The following is an 18,860-nucleotide window of genomic DNA, read 5'->3' as shown; positions in this document are numbered from 1 at the left end:
CTGTTTATTGAGTTGGGGAGGAACCCATGCCTTACAAAACCATCAAAGATTTACCAGAGGGTGTCCAACATGTGCTGCCGCATCATGCCCAAGAGATTTATCGAGCGGCCTACAACAATGCCCATTCCCAATATTTTAAAAAAGATACTCGGCGTGACCCAGAAGACTCGTTAGAAGAAATCTGCCATCGGGTAGCCTGGGGAGCGGTGAAAGTAGTCTACCGTAAGAATGCCCAGGGTAAGTGGGTAGAAAAGTAAGGAGCCTGTTCTTTTAGACAAACAACAGAGGCCATCAAAACAGTCTTTTCAAAAGAGTGTCCTGAGGCTTAAAAAGTCTACTTTGTTGGCTTAATGTTAAGACCGCCAAAACGATTTTTAAACTTACCAACCTGGCCGCCCGCATTCAAAAGTCTTTGAACGCCAGTCCACGCCGGATGGTTTTTCGGATCTGTTTGAAGTCGCAGCACATCACCCTCTTTGCCCCATGTGGAACGTGTTTCATATTCAGATCCATCCGTCATAACAACTTTGATGGTGTGATAATCTGGGTGTATGTTCTTTTTCATTGATTGAATCCTACTTATTTTCAGTCCTCTTTAAATACTGGAAATCTTTCCTTGAATCAAGAAAAAAGTGAGTTTTTCCTTTGAGAAAGGCCTTTTTTTCTCTCTTTTTTACGAAATTTCTTTACCTAATGGGGAAGTCGCCCTAGAATACACTTGCTTTTATGCAATGACGATTTTTTGAAGGAGACGCAGAAATGACTGCCCCACTTATGCCTCGAGCAACAGCTTCTTGGCTCTTAGACAATACAACTTTAACCTTTGAGCAAATCGCTGAGTTTTGTGGATTACATCCCTTAGAGATTCAAGCTTTAGCTGATGGCGAAACCTTTGTGGTGGGGGTTGACCCTATTGCCACAGAGCAATTGTCCTTTGAAGAAATTCAACTAGCGACAAAAAATCCCTTGCATAAACTAAGACTCAAACAAGAGCTTTCTGAAAAGCAACGGCGCACCAGCGGCCCGCGCTATACCCCCTTGAATAAACGTCAAGATAAACCGGATGCGGTTTCTTGGCTTTTGCGGCACCACGGCAACCTGAGTGACAATCAAATCATTAAACTGGTTGGAACCACCAAAAGTACCATTGATAAAATCCGCGACCGTTCCCATTGGAATTTCAAGAATTTAAAGCCCCGGAACCCCGTTGAACTTGGGTTGTGTACAGAGAGAGACTTAGAGGAATCTTTGGCAATCTCAGAGAAAAAGGAAAAAGAACCCAAAGTGATGCCCTCTAAAAAAGAGGTCCTCAAAAAAAGAAAAGTCCCTAAACTTGTGAAGGCAGCAAAGCCTAAAGCGGCAAAGAAGACGGTAAAGCCTGTGAAGGCGACAAAACCTAAAGCGGCAAAGAAAGTCGTTGCTCCTAAAGCTAAAAAAGCAGCAAACCCCAAAGCTAAAAAAAAGGGAGCGGCTAAGGCGGCGAAAAAGCCAGCCACCAAAAAGAAGACCCCAAAGAAGAAGTAAAAGCCTTGGGCCTCTTTTTTTTCCCGCTGCTTGGCCTGATTGCCCTGTGGATTAGCTATCAGGACATTAGATACGGCAGAATCCCGAATCTGGCGCTGATCGCTTTAGGATTTCTTCTCTGCTGGCATTATGGGCACATTTTCCAGAAGGATGCTACCCTCTCTGCCCTCCTTCCCCTACTTCTCTCTGGCCTCCTTGGACTCAGCCTCGTGGGGGTATTTCTTTTCTTGCCAAAATATAGGAGCTTTGTCGGCGCTGGCGACTTGAAGCTTTTTTGTCTTGCCTGTTTTTTTGTGCCCCTTGAGACACTTCCCTTCTTTCTGATTACAAGTGGCGTCTTAGGAGGACTCTGGGCTGTTGTTTATAAAAAAAAGACATCCCCCCAAAAAACCTTTCCGCTCGGCCCCGCCTTGATGTTCGCCCTGGTAGGGGTGGTGGGGTTCGCTAGAGTGAGTTCCTTGTCCCGTTTATAATTTTCTCTTTTTTTCTACTTTTTCACCTTTATCTTTCTGCCTATGATGCCTGTCAAGATAACAGAGCGGCATGCTATGAATGATGCGGTCAAGAACTTAGACGCCCCCTCTTTTGAGTCTTTTTTAGTTCAGTGTCAAATCTTATCCCCGGATTTGCTCTCTGTAGTACGTCGCGAGAAGGGCAAAGAACGACGCTCTTTTGAAAAAATCTTGCTTAATCTCCACCTGATAAATGAAGAACAGCTAACCGAACTTTTGTCTGATTTTTCCGGTCTGCCTCTCGCGGATCTAAGTCATACCGATCTCAGTCATGTCCACCCCCTCTTCACAGAACTATCTCCGCTGTTGTCCACCGAGTTATCTTCTCACCCCACTTGGCTGCCTTTTAAAAAAGAAGAGGAGACGCTCCATATTGCCGTTGCCGACCCTTTGAAGGAACGAGACAGAAGCCATCTTACCTATCAACTGTCTTCTTTCCAGTGTATTTTTTATGTGGCCCCCGCGTCTCAGATAGAAAGGTTGAGACGTCTCCCCGAGCAGGAAGACCCATCTTTATCTGACCTTTTCGCGACGCTGGACTCCTCTTCCTTGACCGTACCCTCCCTTGTCTCTGCGGAACTCATCCCCCGTATTCTCGACAGATGCTTGACAGAAGCCGTCCACCAAAGAGCCTCCGATATTCATCTCGAAACTGAAAGTAAGTTTATCCGGATACGACTCCGGGTTGACGGACAGTTATTGCTTTACCATTCTTTCCATAGAGATTTTTGGGATAGTTTCTGTGTGCATTTAAAAGTCTGTTCCCAAATGAACATTGCGGAAAGTCGCCTCCCCCAATCGGGACGATTCTCAAGAAAAATAGAGGGCGAAGAAATCGATTTTCGTGTCTCTACCCATCCCACCAAACATGGGGAGAGCATCGTGATTCGTGTCTTAGATAGAGTGAAAGCTCTCCTGTCTCTGCACGAGATTGGGTTCCCTTTACCAACCATTGCTTGCCTTAAAGACACTCTTCAAATCCCGCAAGGATTATTCATTGTGTCAGGCCCCACAGGGTCTGGAAAAACGACAACGCTCTATTCCATTCTCACTCATCTGAATACCCCCGCTCGCAATATCATGACACTGGAGCAACCCATCGAATATGAACTGCCCTTTGTGCGACAAACAGAGATCCAAGAGAACTCTTTTTTTACGTTTGCCAATGGAGTGCGCTCTATTCTCCGACAAGACCCCGACATTTTGTTTATTGGGGAGGTGCGCGACGCTGACACGGCACAAATGGCACTAAGGGCCTCCATGACTGGGCACCAAGTTTATACCACCCTCCATGCCCCCCGTGCCTTGGGAACCATCCAGCGGTTGACGGATCTTGGTCTCTCTTCGGCCGCCCTGGCGGGGAACCTAAAGGGCCTTCTCTCCCAACGTCTTATCCGTTCCCTGTGCCCCCGGTGTCGGCAGAGACGCCCTCTCTCCTTTCAAGAGTCTTGCCTGATTCAAGAAGACACAGATCAATTTGTGTATGATCCGATTGGATGTTCTTTTTGTCATCAAACAGGATACAAAGGACGGTTCCCGCTGGTGGAGTTTATTCCCTGTACAGAGGCCTTTAATCAGCTCATCCTCGACAAAGCACCCCTGGCTGTTCTTGAAAAAGAAGCACGCACAATAGGGTACGTCCCTCTCGCCGAACAAGGCATCCAGGCCCTCTTGGAAGGGCTCACCTCCCTTTCCGAATTATGTTCTGTTGTGTCGCTTGAAAAGGAAATCTTATGACACTTTATAGGTACAAGGGGCTTCAAGACAAAAGGACGGTGACAGGAATGTTAGACGCTCCCACCTTGGCAGAGTTTTTAGAAAAACTCGTGGCCCAGAATATCCACGTTCTTTGGTATTTTCCTAATCCATGGATCTCTAAGAGACTCTCTTTTCAAGACTCATTGGCCCTCTCGAGCCATTTAGAATATCTCTTAAAGGCAGGCCTCTCTCTCCACACAGCGCTCTACCATATCAGCCGGCAATCCTCCCGTTCGCTGCGCACTTCAGCCCTTTTTTTACAAAAGAAAATTGAGGGCGGCTTTAGTCTTTCTGAAGCCATTCGTTCGGAAAAAACTTTTTTTGATCCTGTGTTTATAGAGCTGATCACGATAGGAGAGGCCAATGGAAACTTGGCCCAATCCTTTGCCCACATTAAAGTGTATCTCTTATGGAAAAATAAATTTCAAAAAACATTGGTTCAGTCGCTCCGTTATCCTTTCATTTTGTTCTTTTTATTGATCGTTCTCATGATCACCCTCACCACATTTTTGGTGCCGCCCCTTAAATCTTTTTTGGTCGCGATGAACCTCGAACAAAGTCTTTCCACCTCTTTGTTGTTACGTTTTACAGACGTGTGGTGTCACTATGGTAGCTTTGTCTTTTTAGGGTTCATTTTTACGAGTGTTTCTTTCTTTTTTTTAACAAGAGTTAAGAAAATAAAATACCTCTGGCACAAAACATTGATTCATATCCCTTTGTTGGGGCCCTTCTTAGTAAAACTGTGGATTATCCGCATCAGCATGAGTCTCTTCCTTTTGCTGAAATCGGACATTTTTCTTCTGAAAGCATTGCAAATCACCGCCACTCAAACAGACAATTTGTATCTAACCTCAATTCTAGAGAGGGTGCGCGCACAGCTCACAAAAGGGCAAAGTCTTTCCCATTCCTTTGAGTCGGTTAAAACCATTCCTTCCCTGATGTCCCATTTTATTAAAGCCGGGGAAGAATCCAATAATCTGACGGATAGTTTTTTGACTATTCGAGATTACTATAGTGAAATGGCTCACTATCAAATTGATTTTTTGAAAGACTTTCTGCCCATTCTCTGCCTTCTTCTGATGGGAGGATTTTTAATCTGGGTCGTACTGGGTATATTTTACCCCCTTTATAATGTATCAGGACTCTAATATGCTTCTACTTGTCATTGTTTTTCTAGATCCTACCCTCTTCGTCTCGGTGATAGAAAAGAAAAAGACGCGAGAGTCTTACGCCTTTTCCACCCTAGAAGAGTTTCTCTCATCTCCCTTGTGGACACACCATAAAGAGACTCCTCGTGTGGTGTATCTCGAACAAGAATCCTTCCAGACCCTCTGCGATCTCAGGGACCTTTCTCCTTGGGAAAAAGCGCTCTTTTGGATCCAAAAGAAAACCGGTGTCTCCCACGCTGCTCTTTATTTCCTGTCATGGCATCAGGCCTTTTTTTTCCACCCCACTCTTCCCGCTTCCTTAAAAAAAGGTCCCCTTCTGAAAACCAGCTGCGTGCTTCTTGACCTCTTAAAAACCATCCCCAAACGCACTGCAGAGCCCACCCTCTTCTTTTATTTCCATCCAGCTCTTGGGCTGTGGCAATGTGCTTTCTCAAAGACCTTTTTATTCACCCTCTTCACACCCCCTATGCCTGAAGAAAAGGTGGAAGATCATGTGCAGAAAAGTCTCCATGAAATGCGGAAAAGGGGCTTTAAAGAAGGGATCTCCTCCGTTCCTCTTTCTTCCCCTCTTGAACACATTTCCCCTTTCTCTTCTTTTAAGATGCCCCCCACTTATTTGCACAAAACTTTGGCGGCAGGGTTCCTCTTTGTTTTGTGTGTGGGGTACACCCTTTATTCTCTGAAAATATGGGAGGCCCAATTGCACCGCTCTCGACAGGCGTTGAGGCAGATGGAAACAAAGATCAACACCCCAGAGTATCGAAAGGTGAAGGCTCATTTTGGAGGGCAGAAATAGGATCCTCAGAACGTACCACCAAGATACTTTTTGTCATGCTCAGCGGTCTGATTGTGGGATCTCTTGTTTATCGGTATTATGTGTTTGGTCTTTTCTATCACGAACAAAAAGAAATAACCGCCGCCCAAAAAAAGATCTCCCTGGAGCACAGGGAGATCTTATATCATCATAAAAGACAACAAGAATTAGAGAAACGACTTAGCGACGGTCGCCCAAGAATCTTAATAAAAGTAGAAACAGATTGATAAAGTCGAGATAGAGAGCCAGCGCGCCCATAACGGCTTTTTTCGACTGTACTTCGCCCGAGTCATGCTCGTAGTAGATTTCCTTAACTCTTTGGGTATCATACGCGGTGAGCCCCGTGAAAATGATCACGCCCAAAATCGAGATAATGAATTCCATCATGGAGCTTTTTAAGAATATATTCACAACAGACGCGAGCACTACCCCGATAAGTCCCATAAGAAAGAAAGACCCTAGACCGGACAAATCACGCTTGGTGATATAGCCATAAAGACTCATGATTCCAAAAACGGAAGACGTGATGAAAAATACACGCGTTAAGCTTGCCCCTGTGTACACCAAAAAAATGGAAGACAGGCTTAATCCCATCAGCATGGCATATCCTAAAAAGATGAGCCTTGCTGTCGCGGCTCTTAATTGGTTGATTCTAAGCGACAAATAAAAGACGGTGCCGAGTTGGGCAAAGAACAAAAGCCACGTAAACCCGCTGGGCACATATCTGCCCGTGGCATCAACCGCAAAAAGCAACTGTTGCAGTGCCGGAACTTGAGTCACAGAAAAGGCCATAAATCCTGTAAGGATCAGCCCCATAAACATATACCCATAGACTTTCATCATATAGCCACGCAACCCAAGATCCATCTCGGACGCTCGAGAGCCTGTTTGATTAATAACTTTATATCGAAGATCTGACATAATTAATTCTCCATCATAATGATCTAAATCCCAAATCAGGGCTGATTTTACCATATTTAAAAAAGGAATACAATAAAAGCAAAAAAGGGATTCATCCTCCAAACCCACATGAATATTTCCAAAACTTTCAACTGGTTACAGAAAGTATGATTAAACGAACCAATGCCCAAGCAATCCCCAAAGATCTCCCCTCTAAAGTCGAAAGAGATCCTCTTGTTTTTGCACTGTTTCATTCCCCACAGCGCCTTCTTTTAAAACAATCTATACTGCAATCTATGAAAGATTTTACTTGATTTTAGGGGGTCAACTACGGTAATTAGCAAGCTGTATTAAATTTAAGGAGTTACAAATGGAAAGAATTCCATTAACTGCCCGAGGCCTCAAAAGATTAGAAGCCGAGCTAGCGCATTTAAAATCAGTTGAACGTCCGGCCGTGATTAAAGCGATTGAAGACGCCCGCGCCCATGGAGACCTTTCCGAGAATGCCGAGTATCATGCCGCCCGCGAACGTCAATCTTTTGTAGAGGGGCGTATTAACGAGTTGGAAGATAAAACCAGTCGCGCTGAGGTGATTGATGTTCAAAAGCTTTCCGGAGATACCATTAAGTTTGGTGCAACAGTTAGATTGTCTGACGAGCTTGTCAAAGAAAAATCAAAGTATCAAATTGTAGGCGTGGATGAGGCGGATATTAAGCAAGGGCTTCTTCCCATTAATTCTCCGTTAGCCCGCAGTCTTATTGGCAAAAAAGTGAACGATATCGTGGAAGTGAAAACGCCTCGGGGAGAAAAAGTTTATAAAATTCTCGATATTTCTTTTGTCTAAATTCAGACTTCCGAAACTTTCTTTGTTTTATTTATCTTAAGCTCCCTTTTCAGTGGCATATTTAAAAAAAATATCTTAGATTGTTTCCATGGTTCAAAAATCTGAGATTAAAGCGAAACCTCTCCCTGTGATGCCTTCGAAAAGCAACCGGTGGGTTTGGATTTTGCTTAGCGCTTTTTTGATCACCGCCGGCATGGGGGGATATTTTCTCTTTCAATGTAAAAGTTTTTCTGTCTCAGATGATCAAATCAATCTAAAAGCGCTTCAAACCGCTCGGGCAGAAATCCAAACATTGCGCCAGCAGTTAGCAGAGCAAGGATCATCCGGCCAAACGGCCCAAATCACTCTCGCCAACAAAGAGGCTTTGAGAAGGATTTCTGATAATTTCCAGAAAATATTTATTTTTTCTAGGTTAGAGCGCCGTGTCTTGACGGGAAAAAATTTCTCTGCGTCTTTCTCAAAATTAGATCAGCTCGTTGGACCGCCCCTTCAAGATCCCCGATTCGATATTTTAAGAAACAATACCCAAGGCATTACCCCGCCTTCCGGCATTGAGACTTCTTTTAGATCCTATACCCCTCCCCAAAAGTCTGGCTCTGGGGCTTTAGGAGAGAAAATATTTTATTTCTTTAATAACTTTCTAAAAATTAGAAATTTCCAAGAAAAAGAAAAAATAGATACGCTCTGTACCCTCATCCGGAATGATCATACCCAAAAAGCCCTTCTCTTTATTGAAAAGAATTTCCCTGAGTATCAAGAGTGGAGTCAATCTCTGAAAATCAGACTCGACGTAAAACAAGCATTGAGATCTTTGGAGGAGCTTGTTTTTAATGGCTTGAGGATATAGGAAATGCTGTCTAGAAAGATTGGATTTTTATTAAGACTTATTTTAATTGTTGGCTTTGTTTTTTGGCTTGCCAACAATCCTGGGACACTTACTTTAAATTGGTTAGGGTATGAAATTGAAACAACGATTTCCTTCGTCCTACTTCTGGTGTTTCTGCTCTTTATTTTAGCCGCTCTTATTTCTTCTGGTTGGCAAGGTCTTGTTTGGATTGTGAAACAAATTCTGAGTGTGGGATCCCATCTTAAAACAAATCCTCATAAGGTACTCGCCCAAGCTTTTTCAGCCATTGAATTTGGTAATCTGAAAGAAGCCCAGCAATTAGCCAAAGAAGCCATGAACCTGAACCCTGAATCGGCCTTGCCAGCCATTGCCCTCTTAAAAGCATCTCAAATTCTACACGATAGGAAGACGGAAAGTTTGGCTTTATCTCATCTAAAGCAGTTTGAGGAATTTACGGCCATGGCTTGGTATGACGAGATTGGCGCGGCATTGAAAAGCAAGCGGCTGGACCTTGCGAAAAAACTGATTGCCTCTTCTTCTAAAGCCCATGGAGATCAAGGCTGGTTTTTGAAGCAAGCGTTAAAAGTAGCCATTGCGGCCGCTGACTGGAACGAGGCTTTAGACCTTTTGAAACAATCCAACAAAAAAGGCAGCTTCACCCAAGAAGAATCGAATCACATCTACGGGTTTCTTTGGTACCAACTTTCCCTTGAACGTTCCCTTCCTGAGAGCGAAAAACTTTCCCGCATGGAAACGTCTTATAAATATGACCCCCACTTTTTAGACAATCTCTTGAGTTTTGCCCGACTGCTCGCAACCAAAAAAGACAAACGCGCGGCTCAGACTCTTTTAGAAAAAGCGTGGTCAGACAAACCATCCTGGGCCATTGCAGACGTTTATTGTGACTTACTGGGCACAGATAGCCAACCTTTATCAAAAGCACGACAAGCGCGGCAACTCTATGATCTGATGCCTGACCACCCGGTGAGTCAGTTGATTCTGATTACATATTTTATCCAAGCTAAGTTGTGGGGAGAAGCGAAACGTGTCTTGGCTCTGTTGCCTAAGGACGTGCCGGAAGCCTATGTTTTAAAAGCGGCTTTGACGAAAAAAGAAAAGAACAATATGCCGGATGTGCTCACCTACCTAAAGAAAGCCATGCAGCAAATCTCTTATCCCTACAAGTGCACCAAGTGTCGAAAATCCATGGAAAAATGGGAGATCTCTTGCAGTCATTGTGGGTCGTTTTTGAGTGTGTATTTAAAACACCCCATTACCTATGCCCAGTGTTTGGATGCACTGGAATAAATAGTTTCTGAGCTAATAACCCCTTCTTAAAAGGAGAAGCCAAACGATGAGCGACCTTCCTCCCTGCCCCAAATGCCAATCTCCTTATCTATATGAAGACAGAGGACTACATATTTGTCCGGAATGTGGATATGAAGGCGCTGCGCAATTAGACCCAGAGGGAACTCTTGGCGCCGAGATTGTTCGGGATGCGAATGGCGTGGAGCTCAAAGACGGGGACACGGTCACCGTCATTAAAGATTTAAAGGTCAAAGGATCGTCTGCGATCGTCAAGGTGGGAACAAAAGTTAAAAACATCCATCTTGTTGAAGGAGACCATGATATTGATTGCCGAATTCCGGGCATCGGCTCTATGGGATTGAAGTCACAATTCGTCAAGAAAGTGGTGGAGTGAACCCATCTACTGATAGAGCTTCTAAGTAATCTTCCGTCCGAAAATATCTGTCAGTTGTTGAAAGAAAATACTCTCTCCTTTGTCTTCCAAAGCCCAAGTCCACGCCACAACGGCTTGTACAAAACACCATTCCTCGATGCGCTTTTTCTCCCAGTCAAACGCCTCCGAAAATGCCTGGATCCTGAGATCGATGATCTTTTCTGCCTCCGGCAGATTGAGAAGAGGAAGGATGGGATTTCGGATAAACGAACCGGCCTCATACACAGGATCCCCCACAATCCCTTTGGGATCGATGAGAACCCACCCTGCCCCATCTTGAAGGATATTCTCATGATGCAAATCTCCATGGAGCAACACAGACTCTTTGGTAGTTGCCAAAAGCTTATCCCGCAAAGACCGAGCTGTCTTAAGATAGAAGAGCGGAATGGAGGGGAAATCTTTATCCAGCGTTCGAAGCCAATCGGTTAGCTTTGGAAAAGAATGCCCCTGCGGCACCGGGGCCTGATGCAGCTGGCGGATGGTCTGGATCGCGACTTCAAGACCCATTGATTCTTTTTCAGGGAATATCTCTTTAAGGGACGTGCCCGGCACAGCTCTCTCCAGCAACAGTGCTCCTTTTTTTTGGTTAAGCACCCGCACGGCGCAGTAGTTTGCGAAGGCCTTCAGAGCAGCGGCCTCTCTCTCGAGTCCGTCAAAATCGAGGCTGAGTTTCAGGATGATGGGCGCTTTTCCTCGGGCGCCTTTTAAGACATAGTTGTAAGACAAATTCTTGACGGGGGTGAGGTGTGACACCCCCCATGCCTCTTCGAAAGACCGAACGATTTGGGGGAGGTGAGAAAGCCATGTCTCGCCTTCCTTGCCATAAATGCCTTTGATATTTTTTTCAAATTGATTGAGCATTGAAGTCTCCTAGCCATGACGAGGCAGATCTAAGTCTCATCCCTCTTTAGGGCGGCCAAAAACGCACTTTGGGGAATCTCCACGTTACCAATTTGGCGCATCTTCTTCTTACCTTTTTTCTGCTTATCCAGCAGTTTCCGTTTCCGGCTTACGTCTCCCCCATAACACTTGGCGGTCACGTCTTTCCGCATGGCCGAGACGGTCTCTCGCGCAATGATTTTGCCCCCAATGGCGGCTTGAATGGCAATCTTAAATAACTGCCGCGGGATTAAATCTTTCAGTCTTTCACAGATCTCCCGACCGCGCCCTTCCGCCCGATCCCGATGCCAGATGAACGACAAGGCATCCACAGGATCCCCATTCACCATGATTCCGATTTTCACCAGATCACCCTCTCGATAAGAGTCAAGCTGATAATCAAAACTGGCGTATCCTTTACTGATGGACTTCAGACGATCATAAAAATCGAACACAATTTCGTTGAGGGGGAGTCGATACACCACCATCACCCGATTCCCCACGTAGTTCATATCCAGCTGCTCGCCCCGGCGTTCCGTACACAGCGTTAAAATCGATCCCAGATATTCATCGGGCACCATAATGGTTGCCTTGATCCACGGCTCTTCCACATAGGCGATGCGGCCTGCATCTGGCATATCCGCAGGGTTATGTAGCTCAATCATCGTGCCATCGGTTTTGTGCACCCGATAAATAACGCTGGGCGCTGTTGTGATGAGATCTAAATCAAATTCACGTTCTAAACGTTCTTGAATAATTTCAAGGTGCAACAGCCCTAAAAATCCACAGCGAAACCCAAACCCAAGCGCTGCAGAACTTTCTGTTTCAAAGTGAAAACTGGCATCATTCAGCCGCAGTTTTGAGAGACTTTCTTTGAGCACATCAAACTCGGAGGCGTCTGACGGAAACATGCCACAAAACACAACCGGTACAGAGGGTTTGAATCCTTTCAAAGGTTCTAAACATCCTCCTTTTTCCGTGGTGATGGTATCCCCCACCTGGCAATCCGCCACTTGTTTAATGTTGGCAGAAATGTACCCAATTTCGCCCGGATAGAGCACGTCTGTTTTTTGAATCTTGGGCGTAAAACATCCCACCTGATCCACCGTATAAAGACCGTTCGTGGCCATCATGCGGATTTTCATCCCAGGCTTTAAAACGCCCTCTTTGATGCGAACCAAAGTGACAACCCCTAAGTAACTGTCATACCAGCTGTCGATCAGCAAGGCTTGCAAGGGCAGGGATTCATCCCCCTGGGGGGCTGGCAACTTGTGAACAATAGCTTCTAAAATGTCCACCACTCCTTGACCCGTTTTGGCAGAGGTTAGGATGGCCCCACTCGCGTCAATGCCGATTACTTCTTCAATTTGCGCGCGAATCCGTTCGGGTTCTGCGGCAGGCAAATCAATCTTATTCAGAATGGGAATGATCTCATGGTTGTTATCAATGGCTTGGTAAACATTCGCCAGGGTTTGGGCCTCCACCCCTTGGGATGCATCCACAATGAGTAACGATCCTTCGCACGCCGCCAGCGAGCGACTCACCTCATAAGCAAAATCCACATGTCCCGGGGTATCCATGAGATTGAGCTGATAGGTTTCTCCATTTTTGGCGGTATACATCAATCGAACGGTTTGCGCTTTGATGGTGATGCCTCGCTCTCGCTCAATGTCCATGGAATCTAAGACTTGGTCTCGGAGTTCACGCTCCGTCAACCCTTGGCATTCCTGAATCAACCGATCAGCGAGCGTCGACTTACCATGATCGATATGGGCAATGATGGAAAAGTTGCGAATATGAGACAAAGGAATTTTGGTCATTTATACTCTCAAAGACCCTTGAAGGTCGGCTTCAACAGCCTCTAGCACCCGATCATAGAGAGTCTTAATCTCAGCATCAGAAAATGTATGATCTTGCGGTTCAAAGGTCACATGAATGGACACAGATTTAAACCCTGCAGGCACCCCCGTGCCTTCGTAGAGGTCAAAAATTTGCACCTCTTTGACGCACGGATCTATCCGCCTCACGGTCTTCATAATACGCTCTGCCTTCACCGATTTATTGAAGAGAAAGCAGAAATCTCTTTCCACCCGTTGGAAGGGGGACAAGGAAAACACGCCCTTTGATTTGACTTTCTTGGCACTCCCTCTCGCCACATCAAGCCCAACTAAATCTAGTTCAAAGGCATAGACACGTTCCCTAATCCCAAATTCTTTTAAGATCGCGGGATGAATCTCCCCAAACACCCCGATGGACCCCTTCGGTACGTTTATCCAAGCAGACCGACCCGGATGGTACCAGGAGGGAAGCGACCGAGGCCTGAGTTTATCATCCTTCAAATACGGCGTCTCTGAGCTGAACTCTACACACTCGAGGGGAACCCCTGACCGTTCTAGAATAGCCACCACATCAGATTTTAGATCAAACACATCCGTTTCTCGCTCTTGCTTAGACCAATGATAAGCTTTCTGTGTCCCTAGACGCACCCCCGCGATGGTTGATATCTCATCAGGCATAAACCGCTCCTCTGGAAGAGTCCGATAGGCCGGACCGATCTCAAAAAAGGATAAAGGGGAGAGCCCTCGATCTAAGTTCTGCTGCACCGCTTTGAGGAGATGAATCAGAACAGAGGGACGCAAATATTCCAAATCCACCGTAATGGGATTCATAATACGCAGATTCTCATCCGTTCCCCCAAAAAGACGAAATTGTTTTTTGCTCACCATGGACCATGTTACCACTTCCATAAAGGACCGACTGGCCAAAAGATGACGCAGGAAAAACTCAGACCGTTTCACATCAAAGAGTGTTTTCGGCGGCTCAGAGGGGAGGGAAACCTCTGGTAAATGCTCGTACCCATAAATGCGCGCCACTTCTTCCACCACATCCACCGACAGGGTAATATCCGGTCGCCATGATGGAGGCACCGCCACATGCTGATCTTTCAGAAGGGTGAATCCCAAATTTTCTAAAATCTTATAAGCTGTGTCTTTTGGTAATTTAATGCCTGTACGCTTGGTCACCATCTCCACATGAAACGGGATATGGGGGAGGGGTGCAACGACTTCTCCCACCTCTATAATATCACTCACTTCTCCCCCGCAAATTTCTAGAATCAGCTGAGTTGCCCGCTCCATCCCCATGCGCGTCAGCAGGGGATCCACCCCCCGTTCGAATCGATACCGAGACTCACTGTGTATATTAAGCTTTCTCCCTGTGCTTGCCACTGACAGAGGATTAAAATACGCCGACTCTAACAAAACAGAGTCTGTTTCAAGGGTACAGCCCGAGTCTAAGCCACCCATCACGCCCCCCAAAGCCAAGACTTTTTCTTGGTCAGCGATCACCACCATATCAGCCTCAAGAACATATTCTTTTTCATCTAAGGCAACAAAAGGTTCGCCCTGCCGCGCCAAGCGGATATCCACCGATCTTTTGATGGATCTCAAATCAAAGACATGCAAAGGACGACACAGATCAAAAGACACATAATTGGTGATATCCACCAGGGCCGAAATGGGTGTCGCCCCAATGGCTTTGAGGCGCTTTTGCAACCACTCGGGGCTTGGCCTGTTTTTTATCCCCCGAATCGTCCGCCCCAGATATTGTGGACACGCTTGCTGTGCCTCTGGGGATAGGGTGAGTTTAAGATCCATTTTAAAGGAACCAGGAATCTCTGGAATCATCAAAGGCTTTAAGGTACCGGCGCCGGCAGCTGCTAAATCTCTGGCAATCCCTCGGACCCCTAAACAATCGGGACGGTTGGGCGTGACACTCACTTCAATGACAGGGTCATCTAAACCGGCGTACGGGGCAAACTCTGCCCCAACGGGAGCCTTTTCCGCCAATTCTATGATGCCATCCTGGCCTTCTTCGAGCCCCAACTCTTTCGCCGAACACAACATGCCAAAGCTGGTAACACCCCGGATTTTTGTTTCCTTCAACGTGAGATTCAACGCAGGCACATGCGTTCCGGGGAGACCCAATACAGATTTTAATCCTCGCCGCGCATTCGGCGCCCCACACACAATTTGAAGGGGTGTGGCGTCACCGCAATCGACGGTACAGATTTGCAACCGATCTGCCTCAGGGTGAGGTTTTGCCTCAAGAATATGAGCGACCTTAAATCCCTTAAGATTCACCGCTGGATTGGTGACGGATTCCACTTCAAGCCCGAGCTTGGTTAACCGATGGATGAGTTGGTCTAATGTTTCAGACGTTTCTAAATGGTCTTTTAACCACGAGAGGGTAAATTTCATGGCATGTCTCTTTTTTTCTTGAGCAGGGCAGACGCCATCGACATCGCCTCAAACCCATAATGGGTGAGCCATCGTTTATCAGACTCATAAAACTGTCTCAAATCAGGAATTCCGTATTTCAACATGGCCAGACGTTCGAGCCCCGCCCCAAAGGCAAAGCCTTGATATTCATCGGGGTCTAATCCCACATTTTTCAAAACGTTGGGATGGACCATGCCGCATCCCAAAATCTCTAGCCAATCTTGTCCGCCCCCAATTTTCAATTGGTTATCCGATCGGCTGCACCCAATATCCACCTCAGCAGAGGGTTCGGTAAAGGGGAAAAAACTGGGTCGAAATCGCAGCGGCAACTCATCTACATCAAAGAAAGATTCCAGAAAATCTTTCAAGCATTTCTTCAAATGCCCCATGTGAACCGTCTTATCAATCACCAATCCCTCGAGCTGATGGAACATGGGGGTATGGGTCATATCATAATCGGACCGGAACGCGCGCCCTGTGACAATCATCCGGAAGGGAGGTTTGTCCCCCATCATAGCCCGGATTTGTACCGGAGAAGTATGCGTTCTCAAAACCCCAGGGGTGCCATTAAGAAGGCCTTGCACATAGAAAGTGTCATGCTCTTGGCGCGCCGGATGCTCAGGCGGGATATTCAGCGCGGTAAAATTATGAAAATCATCTTCCACATGTCCTCCATCCTCTAGAGAGAATCCTTTGGACAGAAAATAATGGGTGACCTCTTCAATGGTTTGGCTGAGCGGATGAACCCGTCCTGCTTCCTCTGGCAGAGAGGGTAGCGTCATATCTAAGGTTTCTGTGATGAGCTTTGCTTCTAAGGCTTTTTGCTCAAGCCGATCTTTCTGCACCGAGAAAGCCGCGAGAATTTCTTCTTTCACCTTATTCAGTAAAGCGCCTGCAGCACTTCTGTCTTCTGCAGACATCAGACCTAGTGCCTTCATTTGTTCGGACAATTGCCCCTTCTTGCCTAGGAACTCTAGCCGAGCCTCTTCAAGACTTTCTAAGGAATGACTTTCCTTAATTTGATCAAGCGCTCTTTTTTTTAACTGCTGATAGTGTGACATGCCCTCCACCTTATGCGAAAATCGTGTTTTCCTCAATAAATAACCACAAAAAAGGGGCGCAAAGCCCCTCTTTGTTAAAAAACAGATGTCTCTATTCTATTGTAAAGCGGCTTTGGCTTGCTCTGTGATTTGTCTAAAAGCTTCTTTTTGATGGATAGCTAAGTCTGACAAAACCTTCCGATCCATTTGAATGTTGGCTTTTTTAAGTCCATCAATAAACCGAGAATACGTGAGCCCTTCTAAGCGCACGGCAGCGTTAATACGCTGAATCCACAAAGCCCGCATGTCGCGCTTACGGGTGCGACGATCGCGATAGGCATATTGCAAACTTTTTTCAAGACGTTGAACGGCTATTCTAAAACAGCTCTTTGAACGTCCTCTAAATCCTTTGGATTGACTGATAACTTTTTTGTGTCTCGCCCGAGCAGGGACACCTCTTTTGACGCGTGCCATTTAAATTCTCCTCTTCCTTAACCGTTGGGTAACAACCTTTTAACGAGCTTCGCATCGCAATCCTGCAAAATCATGGTTCCCCGAGAATCACGGATCATGCGATGGGATTTATTGCGACGAAAGTGGTTTTTACCCGCTGTGGTCGACCGAACTTTCCCCGTCGCCGTTAAACGGAAGCGCTTTTTAGCACTGCTATTTGTTTTCATTTTGGGCATTTTGTCTCCTTATTATTTTTTAAAACAGGTGTTTGGCATGCCCGTTGTTCCTTTACAACTCGCCAAATTACCCTACAATATGAGGCGAGAATGTAACCCAAAAAAATTCAAATTTCAAGAAAATTCTACATAAATTATGTTTAGTGTATCTGTCCGAGACAGAGTGCGCTCTTGCGAACAAGAAAAAAGTTTGCTACACATGGGGATATTCATGATGTATCGCTTTCATCCTGTTAGACTGTCAAACAAGAGAATAGAGCCCCCCCTATGAATTGGATTACAGATTACGTTCGCCCAAAACTAAGTAAACTTACCCCCCAGAAAAAAGAGACACCCAATAATCTGTGGACCAAATGCCCCTCGTGCGAGCAGATGCTTTTTCATCGCGATCTAGAGGATAGTTTATTTGTCTGCCCTCACTGTGACCATCACCTGCGCATCACCGCCCAGCAACGCCTGAACCAGCTGTTTAATGGGGAGTATACTCCCCTCACTCTACGCACCGTTAAACAAGACCCTCTAAAATTTAAGGATTCCAAAAAATATACGGATAGACTCAAAGAGTATCGCCAAAAAACAGGATTGGAAGATGCGATCCTCGTGGCTCACGGGAAAATCAATCAAAAACCGGCGGTAGTAGCTGTCTTTGAATTTGGGTTCATGGGGGGGTCCATGGGTATGGCTGTAGGTGAAGCCCTTGTGACGGCCGCAGAAACGGCCATCAAACTTAATTTCCCCCTCATTGTCATCCCAGCGTCCGGCGGGGCCCGCATGCAGGAAGGGATGCTATCCCTCATGCAAATGCCCCGCACCACGGTGGCCATCCAAATGGTTCGGGAAGCAAAGCTCCCCTATATCGTTATTTTGACCGACCCCACGCTCGGGGGCGTTTCGGCCTCCTTCGCCATGCTCGGGGACCTCACCTTGGCCGAGCCCAAAGCCACCATCGGCTTTGCGGGCGCCCGCGTCATTCAGGAAACCATTCGCGAAAAGCTGCCCGCTGACTTCCAAACATCGGAATACCTCAAAGACCATGGCATGGTAGACCTGATCGTACCGCGCAAAGACCTCAACAACACCCTCGCCCGCATCCTTAAAATCTTCTCTTGACACCCCCCCCCTCGTCTGCTGGAATGAAAGGAACAGGTGAGGTTACTCATGAAATTAAAAGTTTTACTATCGGCATCATGCCTTTCGATCGCCGCGTCCTCTCTGGCTCATGAGAGCGGTTTTTATACCGCCGCTGGGGCCGTGTTTTCGCAATTTGATGCCCGCCTGAGAGCCGAGGGTGTAAGCGGAACAGACACTGCGTCCTCTCACTTTAATGAACAAACGACGCAGGCAACGGGCCGGCTGTTTGCCGGATATCAACAGGCGTTACACGATCATTCTTTTGCAGCCGCAGAGCTTTTTTTCACCCCCCATGACAGTGTGAAAAAATTTGATTTCGATCTTCACGACCCAGATAGTACAAACCGAACTCAGATCGGCTCTCTCAAATTAAGCCGAGACTATACGGTTGGTCTTAATTTAAAGTACGGTCGATATTTTGATTCAAAAACCGCGGCCTTCATAGGGCTAGGATTCCTCGGCAGCCAGTTTACCACGACCTTCCGAGATGTCACCCAATCAACCAGTGATAGAAATTCAGTGTTTGGTGTGTCACCCACCGTAGGCATCATGCATCACATTAAGCCTAGGCTGCCAGTTTCCTTGAGCTATGCCTACGATATTTACAAAACATTTAAAACTAAAAATATAGATATGACAGGAGCTGACGACTCTTTAAGAATCACATCTAAAAACAGGTACCATACGTTCATGCTATCTGTTTCATGTATGCTATAGATTAATCGGAGGAAT

General features: G+C 46.2%; 21 protein-coding genes. 14 read left to right on the top strand and 7 right to left on the bottom strand.

Translation table 11 applies throughout. The annotated features are described in order from the left end of the window. Positions 1-26 precede the first annotated feature (26 nt). Positions 27-257 (top strand): cation transport regulator, encoded by a 231-nt coding sequence (gene chaB / locus A2621_04720; GenBank protein OFW90264.1) that lies wholly within the window; start codon positions 27-29, stop codon positions 255-257. A 77-nt stretch (positions 258-334) separates the two neighbouring features. Here chaB and A2621_04715 read toward each other — a convergent pair whose 3' ends face one another. Continuing rightward, complete coding sequence (locus A2621_04715; GenBank protein OFW90263.1) at positions 335-565, bottom strand: 50S ribosomal protein L31; 231 nt, start codon at positions 563-565, stop codon at positions 335-337. Positions 566-759: 194 nt separating this feature from the next. Here A2621_04715 and A2621_04710 point away from each other — a divergent pair, with 194 nt between their 5' ends. The 6 genes from A2621_04710 to A2621_04685 all read left to right on the top strand — a co-directional run bounded on the left by A2621_04710 (position 760) and on the right by A2621_04685 (position 6,004). Continuing rightward, positions 760-1,524 (top strand): hypothetical protein, encoded by a 765-nt coding sequence (locus A2621_04710; GenBank protein OFW90262.1) that lies wholly within the window; start codon positions 760-762, stop codon positions 1,522-1,524. Positions 1,525-1,529: 5 nt separating this feature from the next. Then, positions 1,530-1,997, top strand: coding sequence for a hypothetical protein (locus A2621_04705; protein OFW90261.1), 468 nt, complete (start codon positions 1,530-1,532; stop codon positions 1,995-1,997). 75 nt (positions 1,998-2,072) lie between these two features. Then, complete coding sequence (locus tag A2621_04700) at positions 2,073-3,773, top strand: hypothetical protein (protein ID OFW90260.1); 1,701 nt, start codon at positions 2,073-2,075, stop codon at positions 3,771-3,773. Continuing rightward, positions 3,770-4,942 (top strand): hypothetical protein, encoded by a 1,173-nt coding sequence (locus tag A2621_04695; protein ID OFW90259.1) that lies wholly within the window; start codon positions 3,770-3,772, stop codon positions 4,940-4,942. Before A2621_04700 ends, A2621_04695 begins: the two co-directional genes overlap by 4 nt. Continuing rightward, complete coding sequence (locus A2621_04690) at positions 4,926-5,759, top strand: hypothetical protein (GenBank protein ID OFW90258.1); 834 nt, start codon at positions 4,926-4,928, stop codon at positions 5,757-5,759. The genes A2621_04695 and A2621_04690 overlap by 17 nt, the downstream gene beginning before the upstream one ends. Before the next feature lie 35 nt (positions 5,760-5,794). Continuing rightward, a complete protein-coding gene (locus A2621_04685) occupies positions 5,795-6,004 on the top strand; it encodes a hypothetical protein (protein ID OFW90257.1) in 210 nt (69 codons plus the stop codon). On the opposite strand, the gene A2621_04680 is transcribed toward A2621_04685, so the two are convergent. Beyond that, positions 5,958-6,698 (bottom strand): hypothetical protein, encoded by a 741-nt coding sequence (locus A2621_04680; GenBank protein OFW90319.1) that lies wholly within the window; start codon positions 6,696-6,698, stop codon positions 5,958-5,960. The two genes, A2621_04685 and A2621_04680, sit on opposite strands and share 47 nt — an antisense overlap. 349 nt (positions 6,699-7,047) lie before the next feature. Here A2621_04680 and A2621_04675 point away from each other — a divergent pair, with 349 nt between their 5' ends. The 4 genes from A2621_04675 (at position 7,048) to A2621_04660 (ending at position 10,070) form a co-directional block, all read left to right on the top strand. Further along, on the top strand, positions 7,048-7,521 hold the full coding sequence (locus tag A2621_04675) for a transcription elongation factor GreA (GenBank protein OFW90256.1): 474 nt from the start codon (positions 7,048-7,050) through the stop codon (positions 7,519-7,521). Positions 7,522-7,609: 88 nt separating this feature from the next. Continuing rightward, positions 7,610-8,368, top strand: coding sequence for a hypothetical protein (locus A2621_04670; protein OFW90255.1), 759 nt, complete (start codon positions 7,610-7,612; stop codon positions 8,366-8,368). Positions 8,369-8,371: 3 nt separating this feature from the next. After that, complete coding sequence (locus A2621_04665) at positions 8,372-9,676, top strand: hypothetical protein (GenBank protein OFW90254.1); 1,305 nt, start codon at positions 8,372-8,374, stop codon at positions 9,674-9,676. 46 nt (positions 9,677-9,722) lie between these two features. Then, entirely contained in the window at positions 9,723-10,070 is a 348-nt protein-coding gene (locus tag A2621_04660) for an alkylphosphonate utilization protein (protein OFW90253.1), read from the top strand. Positions 10,071-10,091: 21 nt separating this feature from the next. Here A2621_04660 and A2621_04655 read toward each other — a convergent pair whose 3' ends face one another. The 5 genes from A2621_04655 to A2621_04635 form a co-directional block, all read right to left on the bottom strand. Beyond that, a complete protein-coding gene (locus A2621_04655; protein ID OFW90252.1) occupies positions 10,092-10,970 on the bottom strand; it encodes a hypothetical protein in 879 nt (292 codons plus the stop codon). Between the two features lie 29 nt (positions 10,971-10,999). Beyond that, complete coding sequence (locus A2621_04650; GenBank protein ID OFW90251.1) at positions 11,000-12,808, bottom strand: elongation factor 4; 1,809 nt, start codon at positions 12,806-12,808, stop codon at positions 11,000-11,002. Next, positions 12,809-15,247 (bottom strand): phenylalanine--tRNA ligase subunit beta, encoded by a 2,439-nt coding sequence (locus tag A2621_04645; protein OFW90250.1) that lies wholly within the window; start codon positions 15,245-15,247, stop codon positions 12,809-12,811. Then, a complete protein-coding gene (locus tag A2621_04640; protein ID OFW90249.1) occupies positions 15,244-16,329 on the bottom strand; it encodes a phenylalanine--tRNA ligase subunit alpha in 1,086 nt (361 codons plus the stop codon). The genes A2621_04645 and A2621_04640 overlap by 4 nt, the downstream gene beginning before the upstream one ends. A 96-nt stretch (positions 16,330-16,425) precedes the next feature. Further along, positions 16,426-16,782, bottom strand: a complete 357-nt coding sequence (locus tag A2621_04635) for a 50S ribosomal protein L20 (GenBank protein ID OFW90248.1) — start codon at positions 16,780-16,782, stop codon at positions 16,426-16,428. A 96-nt stretch (positions 16,783-16,878) separates the two neighbouring features. On the opposite strand from A2621_04635, the gene A2621_04630 reads away from it, so the two are divergent. The 3 genes from A2621_04630 to A2621_04620 all read left to right on the top strand — a co-directional run bounded on the left by A2621_04630 (position 16,879) and on the right by A2621_04620 (position 18,845). Further along, positions 16,879-17,130, top strand: coding sequence for a hypothetical protein (locus tag A2621_04630; protein OFW90247.1), 252 nt, complete (start codon positions 16,879-16,881; stop codon positions 17,128-17,130). Between the two features lie 134 nt (positions 17,131-17,264). Then, positions 17,265-18,107 (top strand): acetyl-CoA carboxylase subunit beta, encoded by an 843-nt coding sequence (locus tag A2621_04625; protein ID OFW90246.1) that lies wholly within the window; start codon positions 17,265-17,267, stop codon positions 18,105-18,107. A 48-nt stretch (positions 18,108-18,155) separates the two neighbouring features. Continuing rightward, positions 18,156-18,845 (top strand): hypothetical protein, encoded by a 690-nt coding sequence (locus A2621_04620; protein ID OFW90245.1) that lies wholly within the window; start codon positions 18,156-18,158, stop codon positions 18,843-18,845. Positions 18,846-18,860: the final 15 nt, after the last annotated feature.

This window comes from Alphaproteobacteria bacterium RIFCSPHIGHO2_01_FULL_41_14, from assembly GCA_001767855.1.
Taxonomy (GTDB): domain Bacteria; phylum Pseudomonadota; class Alphaproteobacteria; order UBA7879; family UBA5542; genus 2-01-FULL-41-14.
Note: the sequence above shows the minus strand (reverse complement) of the source record. Positions and strands in the feature narration are given on the sequence as shown.

Excerpts from the sequence above, each read along its gene's own strand:
- chaB (OFW90264.1), top strand. The coding sequence starts at position 27 with ATGCCTTACAAAACCATCAAAGATTTACCAGAGGGTGTCCAACATGTG.
- A2621_04715 (OFW90263.1), bottom strand. The coding sequence starts at position 565 with ATGAAAAAGAACATACACCCAGATTATCACACCATCAAAGTTGTTATG.
- A2621_04710 (OFW90262.1), top strand. The coding sequence starts at position 760 with ATGACTGCCCCACTTATGCCTCGAGCAACAGCTTCTTGGCTCTTAGAC.
- A2621_04700 (OFW90260.1), top strand. The coding sequence starts at position 2,073 with ATGAATGATGCGGTCAAGAACTTAGACGCCCCCTCTTTTGAGTCTTTT.
- A2621_04695 (OFW90259.1), top strand. The coding sequence starts at position 3,770 with ATGACACTTTATAGGTACAAGGGGCTTCAAGACAAAAGGACGGTGACA.
- A2621_04690 (OFW90258.1), top strand. The coding sequence starts at position 4,926 with ATGTATCAGGACTCTAATATGCTTCTACTTGTCATTGTTTTTCTAGAT.
- A2621_04685 (OFW90257.1), top strand. The coding sequence starts at position 5,795 with ATGCTCAGCGGTCTGATTGTGGGATCTCTTGTTTATCGGTATTATGTG.
- A2621_04680 (OFW90319.1), bottom strand. The coding sequence starts at position 6,698 with ATGTCAGATCTTCGATATAAAGTTATTAATCAAACAGGCTCTCGAGCG.
- A2621_04675 (OFW90256.1), top strand. The coding sequence starts at position 7,048 with ATGGAAAGAATTCCATTAACTGCCCGAGGCCTCAAAAGATTAGAAGCC.
- A2621_04670 (OFW90255.1), top strand. The coding sequence starts at position 7,610 with ATGGTTCAAAAATCTGAGATTAAAGCGAAACCTCTCCCTGTGATGCCT.
- A2621_04665 (OFW90254.1), top strand. The coding sequence starts at position 8,372 with ATGCTGTCTAGAAAGATTGGATTTTTATTAAGACTTATTTTAATTGTT.
- A2621_04660 (OFW90253.1), top strand. The coding sequence starts at position 9,723 with ATGAGCGACCTTCCTCCCTGCCCCAAATGCCAATCTCCTTATCTATAT.
- A2621_04655 (OFW90252.1), bottom strand. The coding sequence starts at position 10,970 with ATGCTCAATCAATTTGAAAAAAATATCAAAGGCATTTATGGCAAGGAA.
- A2621_04650 (OFW90251.1), bottom strand. The coding sequence starts at position 12,808 with ATGACCAAAATTCCTTTGTCTCATATTCGCAACTTTTCCATCATTGCC.
- A2621_04645 (OFW90250.1), bottom strand. The coding sequence starts at position 15,247 with ATGAAATTTACCCTCTCGTGGTTAAAAGACCATTTAGAAACGTCTGAA.
- A2621_04640 (OFW90249.1), bottom strand. The coding sequence starts at position 16,329 with ATGTCACACTATCAGCAGTTAAAAAAAAGAGCGCTTGATCAAATTAAG.
- A2621_04635 (OFW90248.1), bottom strand. The coding sequence starts at position 16,782 with ATGGCACGCGTCAAAAGAGGTGTCCCTGCTCGGGCGAGACACAAAAAA.
- A2621_04630 (OFW90247.1), top strand. The coding sequence starts at position 16,879 with ATGCGATGGGATTTATTGCGACGAAAGTGGTTTTTACCCGCTGTGGTC.
- A2621_04625 (OFW90246.1), top strand. The coding sequence starts at position 17,265 with ATGAATTGGATTACAGATTACGTTCGCCCAAAACTAAGTAAACTTACC.
- A2621_04620 (OFW90245.1), top strand. The coding sequence starts at position 18,156 with ATGAAATTAAAAGTTTTACTATCGGCATCATGCCTTTCGATCGCCGCG.